The following is a 21654-nucleotide window of genomic DNA, read 5'->3' on the forward strand; positions in this document are numbered from 1 at the left end:
AGCAAGCCAACCAACGGGGCAGAAGTCTCAACGAGCAATCTTTCAGATCCATCGGCCCTGCGTATCCGCTGCCTATCATTCTGCCAATCGACTGATTGATCCAGAGCGACCAACGAACCGGTCAGCGATTATCGCCGTTTGTCACCTGGGGCGCTTGCGAAAATCCCAGAGCGGAATTCGCATCTTCTTCGCCTTGTCGGCCAGATTGTCCTGAATGCCGGTCCCGGCGAACACGATAATGCCCACCGGGAGCGCCTCGAGCATCCGATCGTTACGCTTAAAGGGTGCCGACTTGCCGTGACGGCTCCAGTCGGGTCGGAAAGCAACCTGCGCCACACCGCGGCTGTCGGCCCAGCATGCAGCGGCGCGCTCGGCGCCGGTCGGCGTCGCTCCGTGGAGCAAGATCATGTCGGGATGCCGCGTCTTTGCCTTGTCGAGCGCGTCCCAGATCGCCGCAGGATCGCAATCGGCACCCCCGGTGAACGCGATACGCGTTCCGGCCGGGAGCAATGCCGCAACCTTCGCGCGCAACCGGGCATCGAGGAAATCGCGGCTGTCGATCAACGAGGCCGTCATTGTGCGATAACCGACGCGCGAGCCGGTCCGCGGTGCCCAGGCCTTGCGAAGCTGGCGACGAAACTGCTCAGCGGCCGCCTCGCGGAAGAACTCCATCGCATCGCGGCGTTCGATCAGTGAGATACCTTCACAAGTTGCACGTTCAAGCTCGACCGAGCGGATTTCGCTGCCGTCCTGCTCGCGCTGCAGCCGGCGCTGGAGCTGTTCATTGTCGTCGAGCGCGCGTTCAACGCGTTCGCCCGCGCGGTGGAAGAGGTTCACGAGGTTCCAGAGCAGGTCTTCGAGGTCGGGCTCGATGCGGGTTTCGGCGAGGCAGCCCGCAAGTGCGTCGAACATGTCAGCGACCGCGCCACCGGCAAGCCGCGCGTCGGGTAGCGGGCGTGGGTCGGGCTCGTCTTCATAGGGCCGGTGACCGAACAGCTGCATCTCCTGGAGCAGATAAGCCGTGGTGCCGGGCTCCGTAGCGAGGGCGCCGTCAGGATCGGTAATGTCGCGCATCGAGGGTCTCCGTCTGCCTGAGCCGCGCCTCGCGCGGCCTTCGTGGCGACGGCCCGCGACGGGCAGGACGGGTTCGCATCGCGGCGGGACCGCCGCGACCGGAGCAAAGCGGAGGATGGCGGGCGGAGGCAATTTTGCCTCGCGATGCAAAGGGGCCGCGCGGCCCCGGCGGAAAATAGCCGAACGGCCGCCATTGCGCTCCCGGCTTGCCGGGCGCAGTCGCCCTCTCGCGAAGGCCAAGGCGCGCACCGAAGAGGAGAACCTGCTGCGATCGCCTGACCCCGGCGCCCCCCGTTCCGGCTACACCTTGATCGTCAGAAGTGCTGGAGACGGTCGCACGGCAGGAACTGCTTGCGAAGCGATGCTTCGAGGCGGCGCGGTCCGAGGCTCATGAGGTCGCCGTTGAAATCATCGCGCTCGGGTTCGAGGGGCACGACTTCGATGCCCCCCGCTGCTGCCCGATCACTGATCGTCGCCAAGGCAATTGCGCCAGCGGGATCGTCGTCACGGGCGAAGTAGAGGCGCTTGAGTTCCGCCGGGAATGCGATGGCCGCGAGATGCGCGGCAGATGTCCCGGCGATCATCGACAGCGACGGCAGGACTTGGCGTAGCGACAGGATCGTCTCGAGGCCCTCGCCTGCAACCATAACGCGAGCAGCCCGGCCGAAGCGGACACCATGGCCAAGGAGGTGGCCCATGGCGCGGCGCGGGTAGGCGACCGGCGCCTTGTCCGCGGTTGCGGGGTCGAGCCAAGTGCGGTGAACGCCGGTGATCGCGCCATCGAGGTCGGTCACCGCCGCGATCATGGCCGGCCAGGCAGGCCTTGTGTCCGGCGCATCCTCCTCGGACGGCCGGTAAAAGCAGTGAGGATGAAACCGCAGCGGGTCGCCCGGCGCCAACGTCAGGATCGACCGCCCTGCGAGATAGGTGGCGGCGAGGCTTGCCATGAACGGCTTTGTCGCAGCCCACAGCCTGCGCGCCGCCTCGGGCGTTCCGCTGGGTGCCTTCCGCGGCGACCGGTTCCGCGCGCCGATTGGCGGCGGGGGGAGGCTCAGAAAGCGACGGGCCTCCTCCAGCGTTTCGCGAAATATAGTATGGCCGCAGGATGTCGCGATGATGTCGAGCAGGTCGCCATGCTCGCCGCTCGCCGCGTCGGTCCATTTGCCAGGAGCGCCGCGCCCGTCGGCGCTGCTTGCGAGACGGACATAGAGACTTCGGCCGGGGGCATTGCGAATATTGCCGACCAACCAATAATGGCCCTCGCGGCGCCCTTTCGAGAGATAGCGGCGGCACACGGCCTCGGCATTCTCGCTCAGGCGACGAGCGATTTCGGCGGCGGGACCGGACATAAAGGGGCTCCTCTTCTTCGCGGCGCGCGCACTCGCTCCTGATCGAGCGGCGCCATGCAAACCGAACCGGCAGCCCCTGCCAGCGACGAACATTCAATGTTCGACGCCGCATCCTCGATTTCAAGGTTGGGGCAGAAAAAGGGGAAGCCCGGCGCAAGGCCGGACTTCCCACATGACTCGCGCCGCAGGACCTATTCGGCCGCCACCGCGTCGATCGCATCGTCACCGCGGCCCGCACCGCTGTCATCGCTACCGGTTTCAGGCGCCTCGTCGTCGTTCGCGGCCTGCAAGTCGGTCGCTGCGATCTGCTCGGGGGTACGGAGCGGCTTGGCGAGCCAGCCCTTGCCCTGAAGCAGCTTTTCGGCCGCGCTCGCCATCTCGGGCTTCTTCATCGCCCCGAGCCGACCCGCGACATCCGCACCGCAGGCTTCTTCGACCGCGGCGAGAATCTGCGGCTTCGTGACGCGGCCGAAATAGTTTGCGACCGTCGCCGTCCAGCCGGCGCGGACCATGTCGAGGCCAGCCGCCCGTGCGAGGATGTGCGAATGCTCGATGCGTGCCGCGACCGCGCGCGCCGACACCCGGCCCTGATTATATTGGGTGGCGGGTTCCCAAGTCGCATCAACACCGAAGGAGACGCAATGGGCGAAGATCGCCGCCTGTTCGTCGGCATCGAACGCGGCGAGCGTCTCCCACAACGCATCGGTCGCGTCGGGCAGCCGCGCCGACCAGCTTTCGTGGCGGTCGGCGATCGCCTTCGCCGACGCGGTATCGTTGAGACCGGTCCCATAGCCGGCCAACCGGTTGCTGCGCATCGAGATGCCCACGCAGCTCGCCGACATCGAATAGGTATAGAAGGTCTCGAGAACGAGCGCGTGCAGCATGGCGGCGAAGGCGACCATAGGGCTCGATGCGACCGCGTCACGGAGCGCAAGGGTGCGATGCGCCGTGAGGTCGGTGACAAGCTTATCGGGAAGCGGGCGAAGCAGGTCGTCCGGATCCTCCTCCTCTGCGCTTTCGGCAGGCGCGCTTTCGCTGCCCGGCACGATCGCGTCATCAGGCCGCTCGCCAGCGCCTTCGTCGCCACCCGCCTCGTCCGCAGTCTCGTCGACCGGCTCGGCGGGTTCGTCCTCGGGCCGGACATAGCCGCGCTCGATATGCAGCGAGCCATCGACATCGATGCTGACGAAGGTGCCGGCAATCGCGACCTCGGCGGGATCATAGACAAGCGGCTTCGAAGCCAGGGGCGCGATCTCCTCGTCGATCGCCTGAATGCGCGCAGCGACTTCGTCGGGGATTTCGTCCGCGCCGGCCCATTGGTCTTCGAGCCGGTCGGCCTCTTCGCGAAGCGCTTCGAGGCGGGCTTCATCCTCCTCGCTCGCGGGCGGTTCGTCGCCATCGATCGGCCGCAGCCCGTAGGTGTGACCATAGGGGAAGTCGACCGCCGTCTCGATCCACTTCCAGCCCTCGGCCGCGATCGCCGCGACTTCGATTTCGAGCTTCTCGGACTGGAGGCGGTCGAGCAGCGCGATATCCTCGAGCCAGCCGCCGTCATCGGATTCGAACAGGTCGCGCAGGACATGACCGCCCGCAGCGAGATAGGCATCGAGCGTGACGAAGCGCACGCGCTTGTCCGACGCGCGGACCTTGTCTTCGGTGAGGCGGGCCCGAATGAACCAGGGCTGCTGGTTGTGGCTCGTCTGGAGCATCTCCCAGACCTGCTCCTGCCGCGCATGATCGGTGGCGACCGAGAAGGCCATCAGTTGCTCGAGCGTCATGCCATCGTCGGCATAGACATCGTGCAGCTTCGGCGAGACGTCGGCGAGCTTGAGCCGCTGCTTCACCACGGCCGGCGTCACCATGAAGGTCGCGGCGATGGTCTCGACGTCGCTGCCCTGTTCGACGAGCTTCTGCATCGCACGGAACTGATCGAGCGGGTGCAGTGGCTCGCGGTGGACATTTTCGGCGAGCGAGTCCTCTTCGGCCGACACCATGTCGTCGTCGCGAACGATGCACGGGACCGGCTCGGTCTTGGCCAAGCGGCGTTGTTTGACCAGCTTCTGCAGGGCGCGGTAGCGGCGACCACCGGCGGGCACTTCGAACTTGCCCGTTTCATTGCCCTCGTCGTCACGCTGGGCGCGGACGGTCAGGCTTGCGAGGAGGCCGCGCCGTTCGATATCGGCGGCGAGGCTGTCGATCGACACGCCTGCTTTCACGCGGCGGACGTTCGCCTGGCTTAGGACGAGCGCGCTGAACGGGATATCGCGCGCACCGCTGAGGCTGATTTTCACATGTTTCGTCATGACTCATCTCCATGACGGGCGGCCGCGAGACTCTCTCTCGGCCTCTGGCCCGTCATGGCTCCGGCGCAGCCCTCTTCCTCTTGGGAACAGGACCACGCCGGATCGGTGAGCCGACAGGAGTTCAGTGCACCGAGGCGAGCAGTTTCGCAGCCTTTCCTTCGAGCTCAAGGCGCGCGTCCTGATGCGGGCGATCGCGCGCAACCGCGGTGATCCCTTGCACGAAGTCGAAGATCGAAGAGGGCGGATGGCCTTCTTCCTGCAGGACCGTCGCGATGATCTTGTCGGTTTCACCTTTCGAAAAGCCGCGTTTGCGCAGGAAGGTCTGCCTTTCGTCGGCGTCGTGCGCGACGATGGCGGCGCGGGAAGCCTTGATCCCGCCCAGGAAGGATCCGGTCGACGAAGAAGCGAAGCGCTCCAGCGCGGGGGCGGCCTCCTGAGCGAAACGTCCGGCGGCGAATTTGCTGTGCCGAATGCTGATCTCTTCGAAGCCCTCGGCGCCCCAGATGTTTCGGTTCATGCACACGGCACGCAGAAAGAATGTCGCCATGCCGAGTGTTTTGGCGCCGACCTCGCTGTTCCAGCAGTAGAAGCCGCGAAAGAAGAGATCGGGATCGCCGTTCGGCAACCGCCCCGCTTCGATAGGGTTCGCGTCGTCGACGAGGAATAGAAACACGTCGCGGTCGCTCGCGTAGAGCGTCGTCGTATCCTTGGTGACTTCGACGAACGGATTGTGCCGCATCGATGACCAGTCGAGGGTTCCCGGTACCTTCCAGCGCGTGTCGCCCGTGCCGTTGCCGGCGATCTTCATCACGGCGGACACGAGCTCATGGTCCCAAATGCGACCATAATCCGGGCCGGTGACCGCCCGCAGTTCGGTGCGGCCGTCGCCGGTCTCAAGGGTCTTCACGAGCTCGCCACGATGCGCCAGCAACCCATGCTGCATGTTGATGCCCGCCAGCGCCGCAGGCAGCTGGCGCAGATAGCTGGAGGGCGCGCCCACGAGGCTGCAAAGCTGCCCAAAGGACCAGTGGGTCGGCGCCACCGGATCGCGGCGATCGGGGAGAAGGAGGCTCAGACGCTCGGGATTGTCGCTCGCGGCCTCGACCCGGATTGCGCGGGTTTGGACCGTACGGGCGGTAGCGACATCGGCGCGCGCTCGCACCGCCTCATAAAGCTCACTCAGCGAAAGATAGCGCTCATCATCGGGGCGGGAGAACCATTCCGATGATACGCGGCCGATACGCTGCCCGCGCGATATATCGACCTTGTACCCGGCCATGTTGCCTGCGGACGGCGCGTCGAAAGCCGTCGCCGACGAACCGAGGGGGCCGCTGATTGGGGTTGTTGCCATCTGCCATCTCCATGGCGGGCCGCCGCAAGTCTCTCTCGCAACTCTCGAGCCCGCCACAAAGAACCGAAATTCCTCTTCCTCTGCGCCTGCCGCAGGCCGGCGCGAAGGCCGACAATATTGGCTCACCGATCCAGGATTGCGCGGGGACCATCCGAACCACCCCGAACCACTTTCCGGCTGGCGCCAGGCCGGAAAGGCACCTGAGCAATGGCGGCATTGTCCGCGTGGGATCACTTCGAGGATTGACGCAACGCCAATCACAACGGGGACAATCGAGAGCCTTTCCCAGGAAACCCACATTATGAGTCGCAGACCGCGAAACTCACCGTAGCAAGGAGTCCGCCGGACGCCCATAAAGGGAGCCATGCACGCACCGACAAATCGCCCTGATCCGCTCGTCGCGATCCGCCAAGCGCATCAGTTCCGCGCGATTTTGGACGTGCTTGAAGAGTATCGGACCGGGAACGACCAGACTTTTTATCGGTGGCTCGCTAATCTGGGACTCGCCATTTCGCGGCGCGACCTCGCCGAACTCTTCGACCGACTCGACAACGCCGGTCTAACCTCCTCGACCCGTGTCGAGAGTATCCGGGTTATTAGCCTGACGAGTGACGGCAGCGAAGTCGCACGCGGCATTGTCCGTCTCGACTGGATCGCCGCACCTGAGCTCGGATAGACCCGGCGACTAAGTCTTGGGGAGAAGTGTCAACGCAACGCGCAGATCGTTGTCGGTCTCACATGCCTCGATGGGCCGGCGTCCCGCTAGCTTCGGATGGGCACTGTTGAGAAATAATTGGGCACGCGCCGGGTCACGAAACGCTTTGTTGGCTGCAGAGGTCAACCGCTTCCGGAGATCCTCTGCCGCTTCGGCAGCAAGCACGCGCTGCTTCCGGGCACCTTCTGCCCGATCAATTCTTGCGCAGCCTCTCCAGTAACGGTCATCGCTTTCACTTGCCCAATCAAGCAGAGGGACGCCGTCGATCAGCGCTGTTTCGAGCCAGGGAGCGGCTTCGTTCTGAAGCGCCCGCGTCGCCGCCTCGACAAGCCTTTTCCTGCGGCTCGCTTTCGCGTCCTCCAGCTTCTCTCTCGCCTTCCGGTCCCGTTCTTCGCGCTGAGAAATCAGCTCCTCACGCCAAGTTTGGATTGGCAGCCCGCAAAGATCGTCCGCGATAGGCGCCTCTGCATATGTCCTCGTCATTGCGAGCAGTGCCTCGACTCGCTTGCGAAGCAGCTTGAAATCGTCGCCGCCTTCGCCCGCTATCCCCCATGGATTTCGCCCTTCGATCAGATGCCGCCGCATCCATTTCCGGGCATTCGCATCGGGATCGGGGTCGGAGGCCGTCTCCAATATTCTGCGCACCCACCATTCAAGTTCGTGCCGATTAAAAATGCGGCTGTGGACGTCGGGCGCGACCTGGAAACTCTGATCCTCCTTGTGAAAGATGAAGAGCTGCTCATCGGAGGTCAGGCGCCAGAAATATTCAATTACGGCCCACTCCGCGGTTGCATAGCTCTCGTACGTCAGGCCCGCCGCCTCGAGCTGTTCCCTTTTGTAGTTGCTTAAGTCGTCGCGCATCATCCAGTTCGGAATCACGCTCGACAGGCGTCGGTCGGCCGACCATTTACCCGAAAGCTTCAATATCCCGCCCGGCGTTGAGAGTATGCAGGTCTTGTACAGGTGTTCGTGGAGGAGCGCTGACTGCCAGAGGATGGGCGGAACGGTGAACCAGTGTCCGAACTCCGATGACCTTCCGACGAAGCCGTCAAGCTTGGCGCTCTCCAGATCCGCTTTGACCTCTTCCACCCACGCATAATCAATCTTCGGCTCCTGCGGGCGCTCGAGAATGTGCCAGCGCAGGCGCCCGCCTCGCTTCTTCCGTTCTGCAACGACACGTGTGTCGAGCCGGATTTGCGCCTCGGCACTCTCGGGATGATGAACCCAGTGGCGGGGTGCATCGTGCAGAATCTGCCGGTCGAGTTCTTCGCCGTCGAGCTTCCGCCACTTGAGGCCGGACAGATCGATCTCGACCATCGGACATGCTGCACGCACAACCTTTTCCTGTTTCGCTTCATCGACAGCATGAGAGACCTTAAACTCGATGGCGCGGCGCTGCCCGTCGACGATTGCCATCGCGTCAGGCTGGAAATCTCGCTCTGGAGATTCGAGCCGCACACTATCCAGTGCGACCTCGCCGCCGCGATAGACGATCTCCTCGATCCCTCCCTCCCGCAACGCGAGCGTTGGAAGCGTTATGCGCCGAGCGGCGGCAAGCAGCAGCTTTGCATATTGATGCAGCGCGGATTCGCCCGAACAGCGGCTATCGGCCTTGTGAGCGAAGTGCTGCCGCTTCTTCACGGGGCGCTTGAAGGTCAACCGTTCCTCGCACCCTATGCAGGTGAAGGGGCCTTGCCGGCTGGAGGCAATCTGCTCGACATGCCGCACCACCCCGTCTCCGCAGGCGGCAAAAGGTACGCGCAGCCCAGAGGTATCGGCGCGGGTCGCGCCCACAGAGCAGGGCCTAGGAATAGGCCCAGGCCAGAATGGCTCATCCTGTTGGTCCACCAACGCACCATAGGCCAGGTCAGTAGTCGCAAGAAGGCCTTTGCCAGGGAAAACGAACGACACGCCCAGCGGCCAGAGTGTTCCAATGTCTCCTAGGCTTTTCGATTCCTGCTCCAAAGCTGGAGACTATATGGAGACAAAACCCGAAATCGGTGCTCGTGTCACCACAAACGATGCCATACGCACATCGTTAAACTACTGATTTTTATGGAGAAACTGGAGCGGGCGAAGGGATTCGAACCCTCGACCCCAACCTTGGCAAGGTTGCAAAAATGCGTTTTTGGCTGATTGCCGTTGATTGCCTCCGGCTTCAAATATCTTGGTATTCCGCCATTTATTGTAAAAATGATCGGTGGCAGACAGCGACGAATATTCGCTCGGTGGTAGCCCGGTGGTAGCCCAGAAGGCAAAATCATGCTATAAGTTCGGTCATGAAGACCAAGCTTTCTAAGACTGTCGCAGACATCGCCGAGCCGAAACCCGCGCGGTATGCTATCTGGGATTCCGAGCTTACCGGGTTCGCCCTGCGGGTGACCCCCGCTGGCGCGAAATCGTGGGCAGTGAAGTATCGCGTGGGCGAAGGCGGCCGGACCGCTGCGGTGCGCTGGTATACGATCGGCACCTATCCCGAGACGCCTGCTGCAGACGCACGTAGGGCTGCGGAAATTGCTCTGGCGCGTGTGCGCCTAGGCGAAGATCCCAGCGGCGAGCGCATTGAGAAGCGCGCCGAAATGACGGTGGCGCAGGCCATCGATTTTTACGAGCAGGAAGGCTGCTTCGTCCAGCGCGGCATTCGGCAGGGCGAACCGATGAAACCGATGACGAAGGACTATACTCTCGCCCGCCTGCGCCATCACGTCGTTCGGCTGCTGGGCAAAAGGCGTATCACCGAAATCGACGAAGGCGACATCACCACTTTTGTGCGCGATGTGAGCGCCGGAAAGACCGCGCGTGATGAGTGGATCGTCGATCCCGAAACGGGCAAGCGTAAGCGCGTTATCGTTCGCGGCGGAGAAGGCGCCGCGCGGAAGGTCGTGCGCGACCTCTCCGCGGTTTATTCCTTTCTCAAGACGCATAAGAGGAAGACACGGGTCACCCACAATCCGGTCGAAGACGCAAGCGTCCGAAAGACGGACAACAAGCGCACGCGCTTTCTCTCGATAGAAGAGGTGAAGCGGCTAGGCGAAGCTCTCAATGCGTTGGAGGCCCAAGGCGTAAACACCAAGGCAGTGAATATCGCCCGGCTCTGGGCGTTATCTGGCTGCCGCCGAAACGAAATCGCCGGCCTGAAATGGTCGGAAGTCGATTTTGATCGCGGCTTGCTCGTCTTCGATGACACCAAAACCGGAAGAAGCGTCCGGCCGCTCGGCGCTGCGGCCATAGCGCTACTCGAAGCTTTGAAACCCGAAGAGGCCGAAGGCTATGTCTTCCCGGCGGAGCGTGGCGACGGGTTCTACCAAGGCACGAAGACGGTGTGGCAGGCTGCAATCAAGAAGGCGGCGCTTCCCGGCGTGACGCCTCACGTTCTCCGCCATACTCTCGGCAGCGCGGCCGCGTCTGCAGGCGAGGCCCTGCTGATGGTCGGATCGCTTCTCGGACATGCGAATGCGCGTTCGACCGCGATCTACGCTCATATCTCCCATGATCCGGCACGGCTGGCGGCCGATCGGGTAACCGGCCCTCTTGCTGAAGCACTGGGCCGCCCCGTACCAACGCAGTCGATGGAAACAGTCCCAGCCTGATTTCGAGAAAATGCCCGCCCGGCGCACCGAGCGGGCTTTCACTGGTCGATCAGTCGCCGGTACGGCGATTGGACCGCGACCAGATCAGGCTATAGGTCGCACTACCTTCGTCGTCGAAGAGATTGGCGTAAATCGGAGCGATGAAGCTCGGATCGTCGAGCTTCAGCCCGAGGTAAGCGCGGCCCTCGCCCGATTGCTTGGCCCATGCTGCGCCGACTTCGGCGTTGCCGATGTAAACGCGGTGCGTGGGTGCATTCTCGCTGGACGGATTCTGATCGGGGACGATGCGAACCCCTTTGGCCTGAACGCTGAGTGTCACGATATCGCCGACGAATTCGCTGTTGGCAGTCTTCTTGAAAGTGCCGATGGTAGCCATGTCGATGTCCTTTCCTTGCTTCGAGACCATGCCCTTCATGGCCTCGATGGCTTGGGACATGACCGGGGCTGCCGCGGCCGCAGCCGAAGGCCCGCAAGCGAAGCTGGAGGACGGCAAGGGGCGCCCTTTTTTGTTTCGCGAGGAATGACGGCGAAGCCGTGAGGGGAAAAAAGTGCGGACCTGCCGTTGCGGCCCCGAGCGGCAGAGGCGCAGCCGGTTTCGGTCATCAAGCCTTTCGAAGAGGCCGTGAAGGGCATGGTCTCGCGAGGCGCAAAGGAGACTGGCTAGCGCGTTCGGCTTTGAGCAGAACGTCGGGAGAATTGGAGGCCGACCGGCTCACCGGCTCCTAAGGCAAGGGTGCCGTCAGGCGCCGGATTTTGCGCGCCCGCGAGGAGCCGGAGCCTTCGCTGCCGGCTTGCGGCCACCGCCGCGTCCTTTGGTGCCAAGGCCGATCGACTTGGCGAGCACCCGCCGCGTCTCGGCATAGTTCGGCGCGACCATCGGATAGTCTTTCGGGAGATTCCACTTCGCGCGATAGTCGTCGGGCGTCATGCCATAGGCCGTCATCAAATGACGGCGCATCATTTTCAGCTTTTTGCCGTCCTCGAGGCAGACGATATAGTCGGGCTTGATCGAGGCTCGGATGGAGACCGCCGGTTTCTGCTCCTCGACCGGCTCCACAACCGGAGAACCCAGTCCCGCCAGCGCGCCATGAACGCGCGCGATCAGGTCGGGAAGATCGGCGAGGCCGACGGCATTGTTCGAGACATGCGCCGCGACAATATCGGCGGTGAGCGTGAGCAGCATATCCTGAGTGTCTTCGGCCATCGGTCATCTCCTCTTCAACCCACGCCCTATCGCCTGCTTTACCGTCCGGCCACGACTATTTGGCCGATAGGGTATCGCGCCGTGCGCCCAAGGGCGCGCGGCGCGCGATTTTTTGCCGGATGGAATGGGCGACGGCACGCGCCGCCGCCCTCGACCATCACGCGGCTTCGCGCTGCGGCCAGTCCTCGGCCTCCGACATGGTCAGTTCACCATGCGCCGTCACGGTCCCTACCCCGCCGCGCGCCGTGTAGGCAGCGGGCGGGAAGGCCATCCATTTCGGGATCCAGCCGTCAACCTTGGTTCGGCCGTTGGCACCGTCCAGATGATCGCGGACGATGGCCTTCAAGGTCGCGCCCTTCTCCTTGGCATTGGCGGCGGCAACCTCGGCTCCGCCGACCTCGGCGACCAGCGCGGTCAGCACCTCGCGGTCGCGAAGGCCCTCAAAGAAAGCGTCGTCGGCGCTCCACCATTTCGCCATGTCGAGGCCGATATGAAGGCCGACCGCCTCGATGGCGGCGCTTCCCGCGAACAAGGTTTCCCCGATGACGATAGCGATCACGTCCATGACGGCGCGGTCGGGAAGGTCGAGCAGACGCTGGAACAGCGCCGCGAGCGGCATCGGATTGCCGCCGGTCACGCTCGGCTCCTCGGCGTCGAACCCAAGCAGCGCCAACACCGCGCGCCGCTTCTCGTCGAATACCGTCTCGGCGCGGCAAACCTCGACGCTCTCGCGCACGTCATCATCCTTTGCAGTCTGCGGCTCGACCCGGACATTCCACAGCGGCGAACCTGCAATGACATGGGCGACCATCAAGCGCAGTGCGACGGCAGGATGACGGGTCAGCGCCGCACGCACGGCGGCATGACGATGAAGATCGACATAAGTCTGCGTCCGTGCGGTCAGTTCGGGGCGGACCGTCTTGGGCGCAGCCTCGACCTTTTCGCCCTTGTCGAGCCGCGCCGCTTCCTTGGCGGTGACATAGCCGGAGTGAATATCGATCTCGCCGGTGTCGCGCACTTCGATATAGATGCGTCCGCCCTTGCGCTTGGGTGCTTGGCGAAATTCCCAGCTGCGGAAATATTCGCCCTTGGGCAGGATAACGACGTCGCTCCACCCCTCGTCCAAAAAGCGTGCACGGCGTTCTTCAATCGCAGCAAGCTGCGCGGTCCAGAAGGCCTCACTGTCGGCAAAATAGCGATCGTCGCCGAAGAGATCGGCGATGATTGCCAGTCCGCTCGCCTCCACATCGAACAGTGCATGACCCGTGCGGATTGCACCGCCGCCGAACAGCCAGCCTTTGAGCTGGTTTCCCTGCGGACAATAGGTCTGCGGATCGTCGAACAGCGCCAGCCATGCGCGCTGTTGGCCTTTCGATGCCATCGTCAGATGCCGCACCGTGCCCGAACTGATCTTCTCCTTGGCGTAGAGCGACCGGATGCGCGGGAGCAGATTGCCCAGTGCAAGGATGCGCTTGACCATCGGCTCGGGCATTCCGAATGTGTCGGCAAGGTCGGCAACGCTCCGGCCTTCCTTCACTAACCGCGTATAGGTTTCCCATTGGGTCACCTCGTCGGCATCGCGCCGCGCGACATTCTCGATCAGCGAGGCTTCGAGCGCGGCGGCATCGTCGCCCTCTTCGAGAATGGCGCAGGGCAACGGGTCGGCCTCGCCTTTCTCAACCGCGACCACACACGCGGCTGTGAAGCGCCGCGCGCCCGCCACGATTTCGAAGGCGCCTTCGGCGCAATTAGGCCGCACGATCAGCGGCACAAGCACGCCGCGCGCGCGAACGGTCGGCAAAATGTCCGACACGTCGGGCGCCTTTTTGGCGTAACGCATGTTGGTCTTGCTGATTGACAGCTTGCCAAGGTCGATAAAGTCGAGTCTCATGGTCTTGCTCCTCGTGAGCGTCGGTCCCGTTGTGTCTTGAAGCGTGGCGGGACCGACTATGGATGACGGCGAAACGCGCCGCCTGCGTCAGCCTTGGCCCGTTGCGGGCTTCGGAAGCTCGATTGTCATGCCGCTGCTCTGCCGTCGTTCGCCGCTGCCTCGGCATGGCGGGCAAGCAGCCAATCGGCGGCCTTGCTCGCGAGGCTAGCGGCGCGAAAGATCGCGCGATTGTCCTCGCGCAAAACCTCCAGCCACGACCCGACATAATCGGCATGGCGCACGCTCGGTTCGATGCCGAGTGCGGCGCACAGAAAGGCGCTCCCCATCTCGGCGACCAGCTCCTCGCGCGCATAATCCTTGCTGCCGAAAGCGTTGATCAGCTTGCGGTCGAGCCGGGAGGCGTGGCCGGTCGCGTGGGTGAGTTCGTGCAGCGCGGTGCGGTAATAATTGACCTGATCGAAGAAGGCGGGCTGCGGCGGCACCTGCACATAATCCTGTGCGGGCACGTAAAAGGCCCTGTCGCTGCCAATCCGGAAATCGACCCCGCTCGCGGCAATCACCGCTTCGGCGACGGGCACGATCTCGCGCTGAGGCAGCGGGGCAGGGTCGGAAGCGATCCCTTCGCGCAAGCCTTCGCATTGCGCGACATTGAACACGGTAAAGCTTTTGAGGAACGCCACCGCGCGTGCATCGCCGCCCTCGCGGGCAGCACGGTCGGCCTCGCCCTTGGGAATAAAGCGGTCGGCATAGACAACGGTCGTACCGCGCTCTCCCTTGCGGACATTGCCGCCCGCCTCAAGCGCCTGACGGAAGGTAATCCAGCCTTGGCTCGGCCATCCGGCCTCGATCACCGCTCCCCACAGAATCAGGATGTTAATGCCCGAATAGGCCCGGCCCGAATAGGCATTGTGGGGCAGGGCCGCCGAAGCGCCGCCGCTGCGGCCCCAAGGCTGCACCCAAGGCAGCCGCCCTTCCTCCAGTTCGGCGATGATCCGGCTCGTGACGCTGTCGAACAGTGACGCACGGGGCTCGCCGCCGCGCGGTTGGCGAGGCCTCGGCATCTCGGTGCCGTTGATCTTCTGGCGCATTACTCGATCTCCATCCCCGCCCCAAAACCAGCAGCCCCCGGCGGAGCGGGGGTGGGCGGCGACTGGCGACCTGCCGGGCGCGGCCAGAAGGCGGTCCGCACCCGAAGGGCTGGAACGAAGAGGAAGAGCCGGCACCGCCGGCTTGCGGGACGCCGGGGCGCGCCCAGAAGGGAGAGCCGCCCACTCCCGCGATCGACGGGAGGCCCCGACAACGCCGCGGCGCGAAGCGCAGCGTCCGCCATTCCTGTCCGCAGGAACTCTCGATCCGCTTCCCGGCGGATCCCCAAAAGAAACGCCCTCTTGGCGCGGCCGCCGGCGGGGCGGCGTGCGTGCGCAAATGTGCTTAGCCGTCGCCTCGCCAAGACAGGCGCGACGAGGGCGCAGCGCGGCCAGACCGGACCGCGATCCCTGACGGCGCCTGTCGCCGCCAGCGAGCGCCCATCAGCATCCGCGCTCCTTTATTCGGGGGCGTCGCGGGGGCGACAAGCCTCCCGCGGAAGGGGTGCGGCCAGACCAGAGGCTGGCCGTCAGGGGAAGGCTTTCCCCCACGCGTCCTTTGGGTCAGCCGATGGAAAGAAATCGCCGGACTCATCTCGGCACAGCAGGGATTGAAGCAACGGCTTAGAGGCAAGCCTCCATGCTCGACCGAGCGAGCCTCGCAAGCTTGGGAAAGCCGGTCGCTCGCTCCTTCGCATGCGCCGATGCCGCCGTTCCTCTCGCCACCCGTCCCTTGATGCCGTGAAAGATCGCGGCAAGGCGGAAGAAATTGAATGTTGTGTAGAATGCATATTCCGCTTCCGGAACAAGAGGACGGTTCACGCGCCGACAATAGTCGGCGAGATAGGTTGCCTCCGAGGGAATCCCGAGCGCCGTCAGATCGGCGCCGCCCAGCCCGGCCACAATGTCAGGCTGCATTCGAAACATCATCGCATGATAGGCAAAGTCCGCCAGTGGATGGCCAAGGGTCGAGAGTTCCCAGTCCAACACGGCAAGCACGCGTGGTTCCGTGGGGTGGAATATCAAATTGTCACAGCGAAAGTCGCCGTGCACGATCCTTGTCTCTTCGCCTGAGGGGATATGGGCGGGCAACCACTCGACGAGCCTGTCCATGTCCGGATCCCGGCCGGCCTCGGCATCCTCGAGATACTGCTTCGACCAACGCGCGATTTGCCGCTCGAAATAGTTGCCGGGGCGGCCATAGTCCTGGAGGCCGATCGCCGCGGGCTCGAACCGGTGCAACGCGGCAATGGTCGCGTTCATGGCTTCGAAATAGGCCGCCCGCTCGGTCGCACCGACGTCCGGGAAGGTCGCATCCCAGAAAATGCGGCCCTCGATCATCTCCATGACGTAGAACCAGCTTCCGATCACATCCTTGTCGGTGCAGAGCCCGTAAATCTGCGCGACTGGAAAACCGGCCGGACCGAGCGCAGCCAGCACGCGGGCCTCCCGCTCGATCGCATGGGCGCCTTTGAGGAGCTGACCGGTCGGTTTGCGACGCAAGACGTAAGAGCGTGACGGCGTGATGAGCTTGTAGGTGGGGTTCGACTGCCCTCCTTTGAACTGCTCGACGGTAAGCGGTCCGCGGAAGTCCGCGACATGCTCTTCCATCCACCTTGCCAGACGCCGCTCGTCGAAACGATGCGCTTCGCGAACCGGCGTCGTGCCGACGTTAGCGGCAACGTCGACGCTCACGCTTCCGGTCCCTTCCAGTCCCGCTTGATCTTTTTGGCGAGGCTCCACTTGTGGACCTCCGTCGGCCCGTCGTAGATTCGGAACGCGCGCACCTCGCGAAACACCTGTTCGACGATGGTATCGCTGCTCAGTCCGGTTCCGCCCATTACCTGCACGCAGCGATCCGCAATCCGCATCAGCGCCTCGGACACCGCGACCTTCGTCATCGAGCTTTCCGCCCCGCCCGGCTCGCCGCCATCAAGAATGCCGGCGCACCAGTCAATCATGAGCTCGGCCTGACGAAGGTCAATGAGGTTGTCGGCCAGCATGAAGCCGACCCCCTCATGGTCTATCAGCGTCTTTCCGAAAGCCTGCCTCCGGCAGGCATAGTCTGTCGCGATCTCGTTCGCCCGAACGCACGCTCCCAGCCAGCGCATGCAATGCGAAAGCCGCGCAGGAGCGAGCCGCATCTGGGCATAGCGAAAGCCTTCTCCGGATTGACCCAGCATCTGATCGGCGGGGACACGAAGATTGTCGATCGCAACCACGGCATGTCCCCCGGGCATCGAGGAATCAATCGTGTTCGGCACGCGTTCGATACGGATAGACGGATCAGGCAGATCGACCAGAAACATGCAGGCGCCTTCGTCGGACTTCGCCATGAGGATTCCGACCTGGGCGCCATCGGCGCCCGTGATGAAGGCCTTCCGGCCGTTCACTACCCAGTGATTTCCGTCGAGCCGGCACGTCGTCCGCATCATCGACGGGTCCGATCCGGCACCGCCCTCCGCGGCGGGTTCGGTCATGAAGAATGCCGAGCGGGCGCGCCCCTCGACGAGCGGACGCAGAAAGCGCTCCCTGACTTCCGGGCTACCGACCTTGCCCAGAAGATACATATTACCCTCGTCAGGGGCCGCCGTGTTCAGCGCAAGCGGGCCAAGCGGGGACAGACCCGAAGCCTGCAGCACGATCGCTGTCTCGCGCTGCGACAGATGGCGCCCATCTTCAAGGATATGGGGCGTCAACACGCCGGCGGTCCGAGCTTTTTGTTTCATTTCGGCGACGAGATCATCGCTCGGACAATCGTGGTGGTCGCGGCGCGGATCCCTCTCATATGGGATCACAACCTCACGAACGAAGGCCTCGACGCGCGCCGCGATTTCGGCCGTAAGTGCAGGACCGGCTCCGGCCGTCGGATTGGCACTGCTCATGTGCGAAGCTTCGATGCAGGAGCGCCGTACCGGCTGGCGAGCCACCGCCGGAATTCCCAGCAATGGCCAATGCGGCACTCGGCAATATGATCGATCTCCATTTTGTTGATCATCCCCAAAATTGTACAAACTCCCACCGCGGCTTGACCTCAGCGGCACGGGCGCCGTCCGCCTGGTTCGTTACCACCACGTCGCTTGGCGGACACCGATCTCCCTCAGCGGAGATTGGTGCCCCGGTTCGTCAGGACGGACGGACCGATGCGTTGCGGCGCCATCCAGGTAGTCCGCAGATCAGAAGCGATAGTTGGCGGTGACTCCATATGTGGCCGGAGCGCCCGTAAACCGGCTCAGCGTGTCGCCCGGAAGCACGACATTGTTCCAATAATATGTGCTCGTGACGTTGCGGCCCCATGCACTCAGCTCCCAACGTCCGTCGGCATCGCGAACCCCGGCACGCAAATCGAGCGTCATATAGGCTTTGATCCGCGTGAGAGCGCTGATGTCGGCGGTCAAACCGCGGGCGAGGTTCGCGTTCGTCGCGCTATTGTACAGCGTATTCCCACCGACGAATGCCTGCAGGCTTTCATTGACGGCCCACTCATATTCCACATCGGTGGTGAAATTCCATTTCGGTGCGTAGTTGAACGGATTCCCTTTTACGTCATTCAGCTGCGTGGTGATGTCAGGAAGGAGGTAGGATGATTTGATCTTCGAGTCCGAGTAATTCACGGCGCCCTTCAATCGGAGACCGTCAACCGGAACCAGCGTCACCTCCATATCGAAGCCCTGGACCCGTGACTTCGGTATGTTGGCGAGAACGAAGAGCCGACCGAATACGGGATCAAGCCTGATCCCGAGGAGCTGCTTGTCCTTATAGTCGTAATAGAAGAGAGCCGTATTGATTTGAGCGCGTCCGTTGAGCAGGCCTACCTTATAGCCCAGCTCATAGGCCGTCAGCTGCTCCTGCTTGATCGGCGCCTTGTACTGCGATGCGGCCGTAATCGAGTTGTTGATGTAGCTCCCCGACTTAAAGCCTCGACTGACGTTGGCGTAGAGAAGCATATCGTCATTCGGGCGCCAAGCTAGATTGGCACGCCAGGACAAGTTGTTTTCGCTGAAGTCGTCATTCGTCGTGACGGGCGCAAAATTATCGTCGAGCGTCGTACAACCGCCCACGGGAAAGTCGACCGGCGCCAGCCCCAGAGCGGCGCGTCCCGGATCACTGACCAGCGTCTTGATAAAGGTGGCGAACCCACCGTCGCCATAGTCGGCGGAGCAAGCCCCGCGCAACTTGTGCTTGACGTCCGTATAGCGCAAACCACCGGACAAGGTGAGCTGCTCCGAGAGGTGGAAGTCAATGTTGGCGAATGCCGCCTTCGTCTCGTAGTTCTGGAAGCTGCGATTGATGATACGGTGAAATGCCAGGTCGGGCCCAGCGACCTTGACCGAGCTGATGTCATCAAACCACGCCGGGTCCACTTCGAGAGCCTTGTCCTTCTGGTAATTGGCGCCAACGATGAAATCGAGGGTGTCGCCAAGCTTCCCGGTCAGCCTGAGCTCCTGCCCAAAGCCTGAAAGATTGCCCTGCACCAAGTAGGACGCGTTGTTCCTGTCCGTTCCGTCGAGATCCACATGGCTACGGAAGCGCATTGAAACATAGTTGGTCAGCGACGTCAGCGTGATATCGGGCGAGAGGTCGACGTCCCCTCTGAGGGTCACCTGGCCAAATCGATGATTGTTGAAAAAATGATCGAGACCGTCAGGATAATAGGTGGCCGGGGACGGATTGGCATCCCAATCGGCCGCGCGATTGCTGCTCTTCGGCGGCAGCGGATAATTCGTCAGCGTCGGGGAGATCAGGCCCGGGAAATTGGGCCGAACCTGGACGAGCTGGGACATTTGGGGATCCGATTTATCGATCCAGCCATTGAGGTTCAACAGGAAGCGGACGCCGTCCGAGGGCTCCCAGAGGAGTTGGGCGCGTGCCGCGGCCTTCTTTTGCTGGCCGATCGAATCATGCCGCGTATAGGAATATTGCCAGTCGTCCGACCGCGTTCCGCTGACAGCGAGGCGAGCGCTGAGCGTGCTGGTCAAAGGACCGCTGATGAAGCCCTCTCCCTGGACCGTATTGAACCTGCCGTAGCTCGCTCTGATGCCAGCCTCGAACGTGCTCGTCGGCTTTGCCGCGACAAAGTTTATCGCGCCGGCGGTGGCGTTCTGCCCGAAGAGCAGGCCCTGGGGGCCCTTCAGCACCTCGACGCGCTCAAGGTCCAATGTCGTGCCTTGGGTCATCACCGCGAAAGGCAGTGATGCTTCATCGACATAGGTGCTGACCGACGGAAGCGCGCCAAGCGTAACTTCCGGAAATCCAACGCCGCGAAGTGAGAAGGTCGGCGTTCCGAAATATGTCTTCGCAGAAGTAAAACCCGGAACGACGCGCGAAAGTTCGGCGGTGCTGTCGACCCCCGCCGTCTTCAGCTGTTCACCGGACTGAGCCAAAATCGCGAGCGGGACATCATTGATTTGCTCTGAGCGCTTCGTCGCCGTCACGACGATATCCTCGATCGGTCCGGATGCCGCCGGCTTGGCCGGTTCTGCGATCTGCTCCGAGGTAGCCACGGGCGATTGCGCGACCGCGGCGGAGGAGCACACCAGCCCCACCCAGGCAGACGACCGAAGGAGGTGCGATCTCAAGCTCATAACATTCCCCTCTCAGGATGATGCCAAGCCAGCTCGCTCGCCGACTCAGTCTTATTGTTAGAACCGGTTATATATTTATCTTAAAGTCCGTCAAGAATAATGTAGTACAATTTGATATGATAAAATAAGATGCAGATGGCCTACCGATCTTGCGGAAGGCACGAAAACCTTATGAATTGGGCATTTTTCGCAACGCAGCGCGCGGGCATAGGACACGCCGCACGCTGACCGACGAGCGCAATGGAAAGAGTGTGGTTCAGGACCTTAAATGGACCATTGGCCGGTAGCCGACGGCCCCAAATTGGCGCGCAAAGCGCTATTGACCCGTGCGGTCGGTCGACGATCATCACGCCGACACGACCGCACTGGAAAACAAATCACGCAAAAAGACCGATCTTGGCAGCCTTCGCTGTCGGCGTGTCGATATCGTGCATGGGCTTTCTGACGCCCGTAAGCACCGCAAACCGCTCGCTGTTTCGCTGAAGTATTTCTTCGGTAATATGCGGTGCGAGCTCTTCGATCGGCGGATGATACCATCTTTGGAAATATTCGACGAGACTGACGCGCAGCCCCGGCGCGCGGCGGGGAACGGCTCCGTGCCAGGTGTTTCCATGCCAGATTATCACCGATCCCGCGGGCGCCTCTACGGGTTTGAAGCTGCTCAAATCCGTTGCCTCGGCGGCATTCGGCGGACGGCACCAGCGATGGCTTCCCGGCACCACGCAGAGCGCGCCATTTTCCTCGCTATAGTCGGTCAACGCCCACGTCGCGTTGGCGACGGATGCATATGGCGGAAACGGCTCGACGCAGCCTGTCTGGTTCTGGTCGGTGTGGAGCGGAAGATACTCGCCGCCGGGGCCCTTCACCATACTCGAGAGATGGTTGAGAATGCAGGATTCGCCCAGCAGATATGTGATCAACGCGATCACCTTGCGGTTCATCAGCGCCTGTTCGAAAATCGGGTTTTCAACGAGAAGGGTCGGCATCCACTCAACGGCGCCGAACGGGCTTTCGTGATTGCTGTGACTGGCCCCGGTTTTAAGGTCGGGTGACCTTCCGCTACGCCCTTGAGATATTTCAAGGATGCAGTTCCTGAGCGCTTCCGAAAATTCCACCGACGCGACCTCTTCGGGCGGCAAAACCGTGAAGCCCTGCTCATCAAGCTCTTCGGCATAACGCTGGAGACCCAGGACGTTGATCTCGTCCATTGTACGCCTTTCAGCGGCCTCGGCCTCCGCAACGGCATCGCTATCGGGCAGGAAGGTCGGAGCGAATCTCACCGATTGCGACCCGTCGGACGATTCCGATCCGGAGGGCGCCTTGCGAGCCAGATTCCAGTCCGCGATTGTGGGGTTAATTTTCTCAGACATTTGCTCTCCTCTTCCCCGTCACGCGCCGATCGTTCTCGACGATTCAGCTCTGCCGGACTTATGGTTCAATGATTGAGCGCTCTATCGTTCCGTCCAGGCACATCGAGCGATGCAAAAGTTGACATCATGCCTCCATG

General features: G+C 62.7%; 15 protein-coding genes. 2 read left to right on the forward strand and 13 right to left on the reverse strand.

Annotation, left to right across the window (positions count from 1 at the left end; genetic code table 11):
* Positions 1-141: 141 nt before the first annotated feature.
* From NP825_RS20080 to NP825_RS20095, 4 genes are all read right to left on the reverse strand, one after another.
* Positions 142-1074 carry a DUF2493 domain-containing protein gene (locus NP825_RS20080; protein ID WP_257547016.1) on the reverse strand — a complete coding sequence of 311 codons (933 nt, stop codon included), beginning with the start codon at positions 1072-1074 and terminating at the stop codon, positions 142-144.
* A 314-nt stretch (positions 1075-1388) separates the two neighbouring features.
* Positions 1389-2423, reverse strand: coding sequence for a toprim domain-containing protein (locus NP825_RS20085; protein WP_257547018.1), 1035 nt, complete (start codon positions 2421-2423; stop codon positions 1389-1391).
* 191 nt (positions 2424-2614) lie between these two features.
* Complete coding sequence (locus tag NP825_RS20090; RefSeq protein WP_257547020.1) at positions 2615-4726, reverse strand: ParB/RepB/Spo0J family partition protein; 2112 nt, start codon at positions 4724-4726, stop codon at positions 2615-2617.
* Positions 4727-4847: 121 nt separating this feature from the next.
* On the reverse strand, positions 4848-6005 hold the full coding sequence (locus NP825_RS20095) for a DUF932 domain-containing protein (RefSeq protein WP_257551569.1): 1158 nt from the start codon (positions 6003-6005) through the stop codon (positions 4848-4850).
* Between the two features lie 436 nt (positions 6006-6441).
* On the opposite strand from NP825_RS20095, the gene NP825_RS20100 reads away from it, so the two are divergent.
* On the forward strand, positions 6442-6753 hold the full coding sequence (locus NP825_RS20100) for a hypothetical protein (protein WP_257547023.1): 312 nt from the start codon (positions 6442-6444) through the stop codon (positions 6751-6753).
* Positions 6754-6762: 9 nt separating this feature from the next.
* Here NP825_RS20100 and NP825_RS20105 read toward each other — a convergent pair whose 3' ends face one another.
* Complete coding sequence (locus tag NP825_RS20105) at positions 6763-8520, reverse strand: competence protein CoiA (protein ID WP_257547025.1); 1758 nt, start codon at positions 8518-8520, stop codon at positions 6763-6765.
* Between the two features lie 551 nt (positions 8521-9071).
* Between NP825_RS20105 and NP825_RS20110 the strand changes: the two genes are divergently transcribed.
* Positions 9072-10382 carry a tyrosine-type recombinase/integrase gene (locus NP825_RS20110; RefSeq protein WP_257547027.1) on the forward strand — a complete coding sequence of 437 codons (1311 nt, stop codon included), beginning with the start codon at positions 9072-9074 and terminating at the stop codon, positions 10380-10382.
* Between the two features lie 49 nt (positions 10383-10431).
* Here the strand turns inward: NP825_RS20110 and NP825_RS20115 are convergent, their stop codons facing one another.
* The 8 genes from NP825_RS20115 to NP825_RS20150 all read right to left on the reverse strand — a co-directional run bounded on the left by NP825_RS20115 (position 10432) and on the right by NP825_RS20150 (position 21517).
* On the reverse strand, positions 10432-10758 hold the full coding sequence (locus tag NP825_RS20115; protein WP_257551571.1) for a DUF736 domain-containing protein: 327 nt from the start codon (positions 10756-10758) through the stop codon (positions 10432-10434).
* 363 nt (positions 10759-11121) lie between these two features.
* Positions 11122-11586 carry a MucR family transcriptional regulator gene (locus NP825_RS20120; protein ID WP_257547029.1) on the reverse strand — a complete coding sequence of 155 codons (465 nt, stop codon included), beginning with the start codon at positions 11584-11586 and terminating at the stop codon, positions 11122-11124.
* Between the two features lie 157 nt (positions 11587-11743).
* Positions 11744-13477, reverse strand: coding sequence for a ParB/RepB/Spo0J family partition protein (locus NP825_RS20125; protein ID WP_257547031.1), 1734 nt, complete (start codon positions 13475-13477; stop codon positions 11744-11746).
* Between the two features lie 125 nt (positions 13478-13602).
* Positions 13603-14565: an ArdC family protein gene (locus NP825_RS20130; protein WP_257547034.1), complete on the reverse strand. Its 963-nt coding sequence runs from the start codon at positions 14563-14565 to the stop codon at positions 13603-13605.
* A 621-nt stretch (positions 14566-15186) separates the two neighbouring features.
* Positions 15187-16257, reverse strand: a complete 1071-nt coding sequence (locus NP825_RS20135) for a phosphotransferase (RefSeq protein WP_257547036.1) — start codon at positions 16255-16257, stop codon at positions 15187-15189.
* Entirely contained in the window at positions 16254-17447 is a 1194-nt protein-coding gene (locus NP825_RS20140; protein ID WP_257547038.1) for an acyl-CoA dehydrogenase family protein, read from the reverse strand. Before NP825_RS20140 ends, NP825_RS20135 begins: the two co-directional genes overlap by 4 nt.
* Positions 17448-17738: 291 nt before the next feature.
* Positions 17739-20147 carry a TonB-dependent receptor gene (locus tag NP825_RS20145; protein WP_257547040.1) on the reverse strand — a complete coding sequence of 803 codons (2409 nt, stop codon included), beginning with the start codon at positions 20145-20147 and terminating at the stop codon, positions 17739-17741.
* Positions 20148-20524: 377 nt separating this feature from the next.
* Complete coding sequence (locus tag NP825_RS20150) at positions 20525-21517, reverse strand: phytanoyl-CoA dioxygenase family protein (protein WP_257547042.1); 993 nt, start codon at positions 21515-21517, stop codon at positions 20525-20527.
* Positions 21518-21654: the final 137 nt, after the last annotated feature.

The sequence above is a fragment of the Sphingopyxis sp. DBS4 genome (genome assembly GCF_024628865.1).
GTDB lineage: Bacteria > Pseudomonadota > Alphaproteobacteria > Sphingomonadales > Sphingomonadaceae > Sphingopyxis.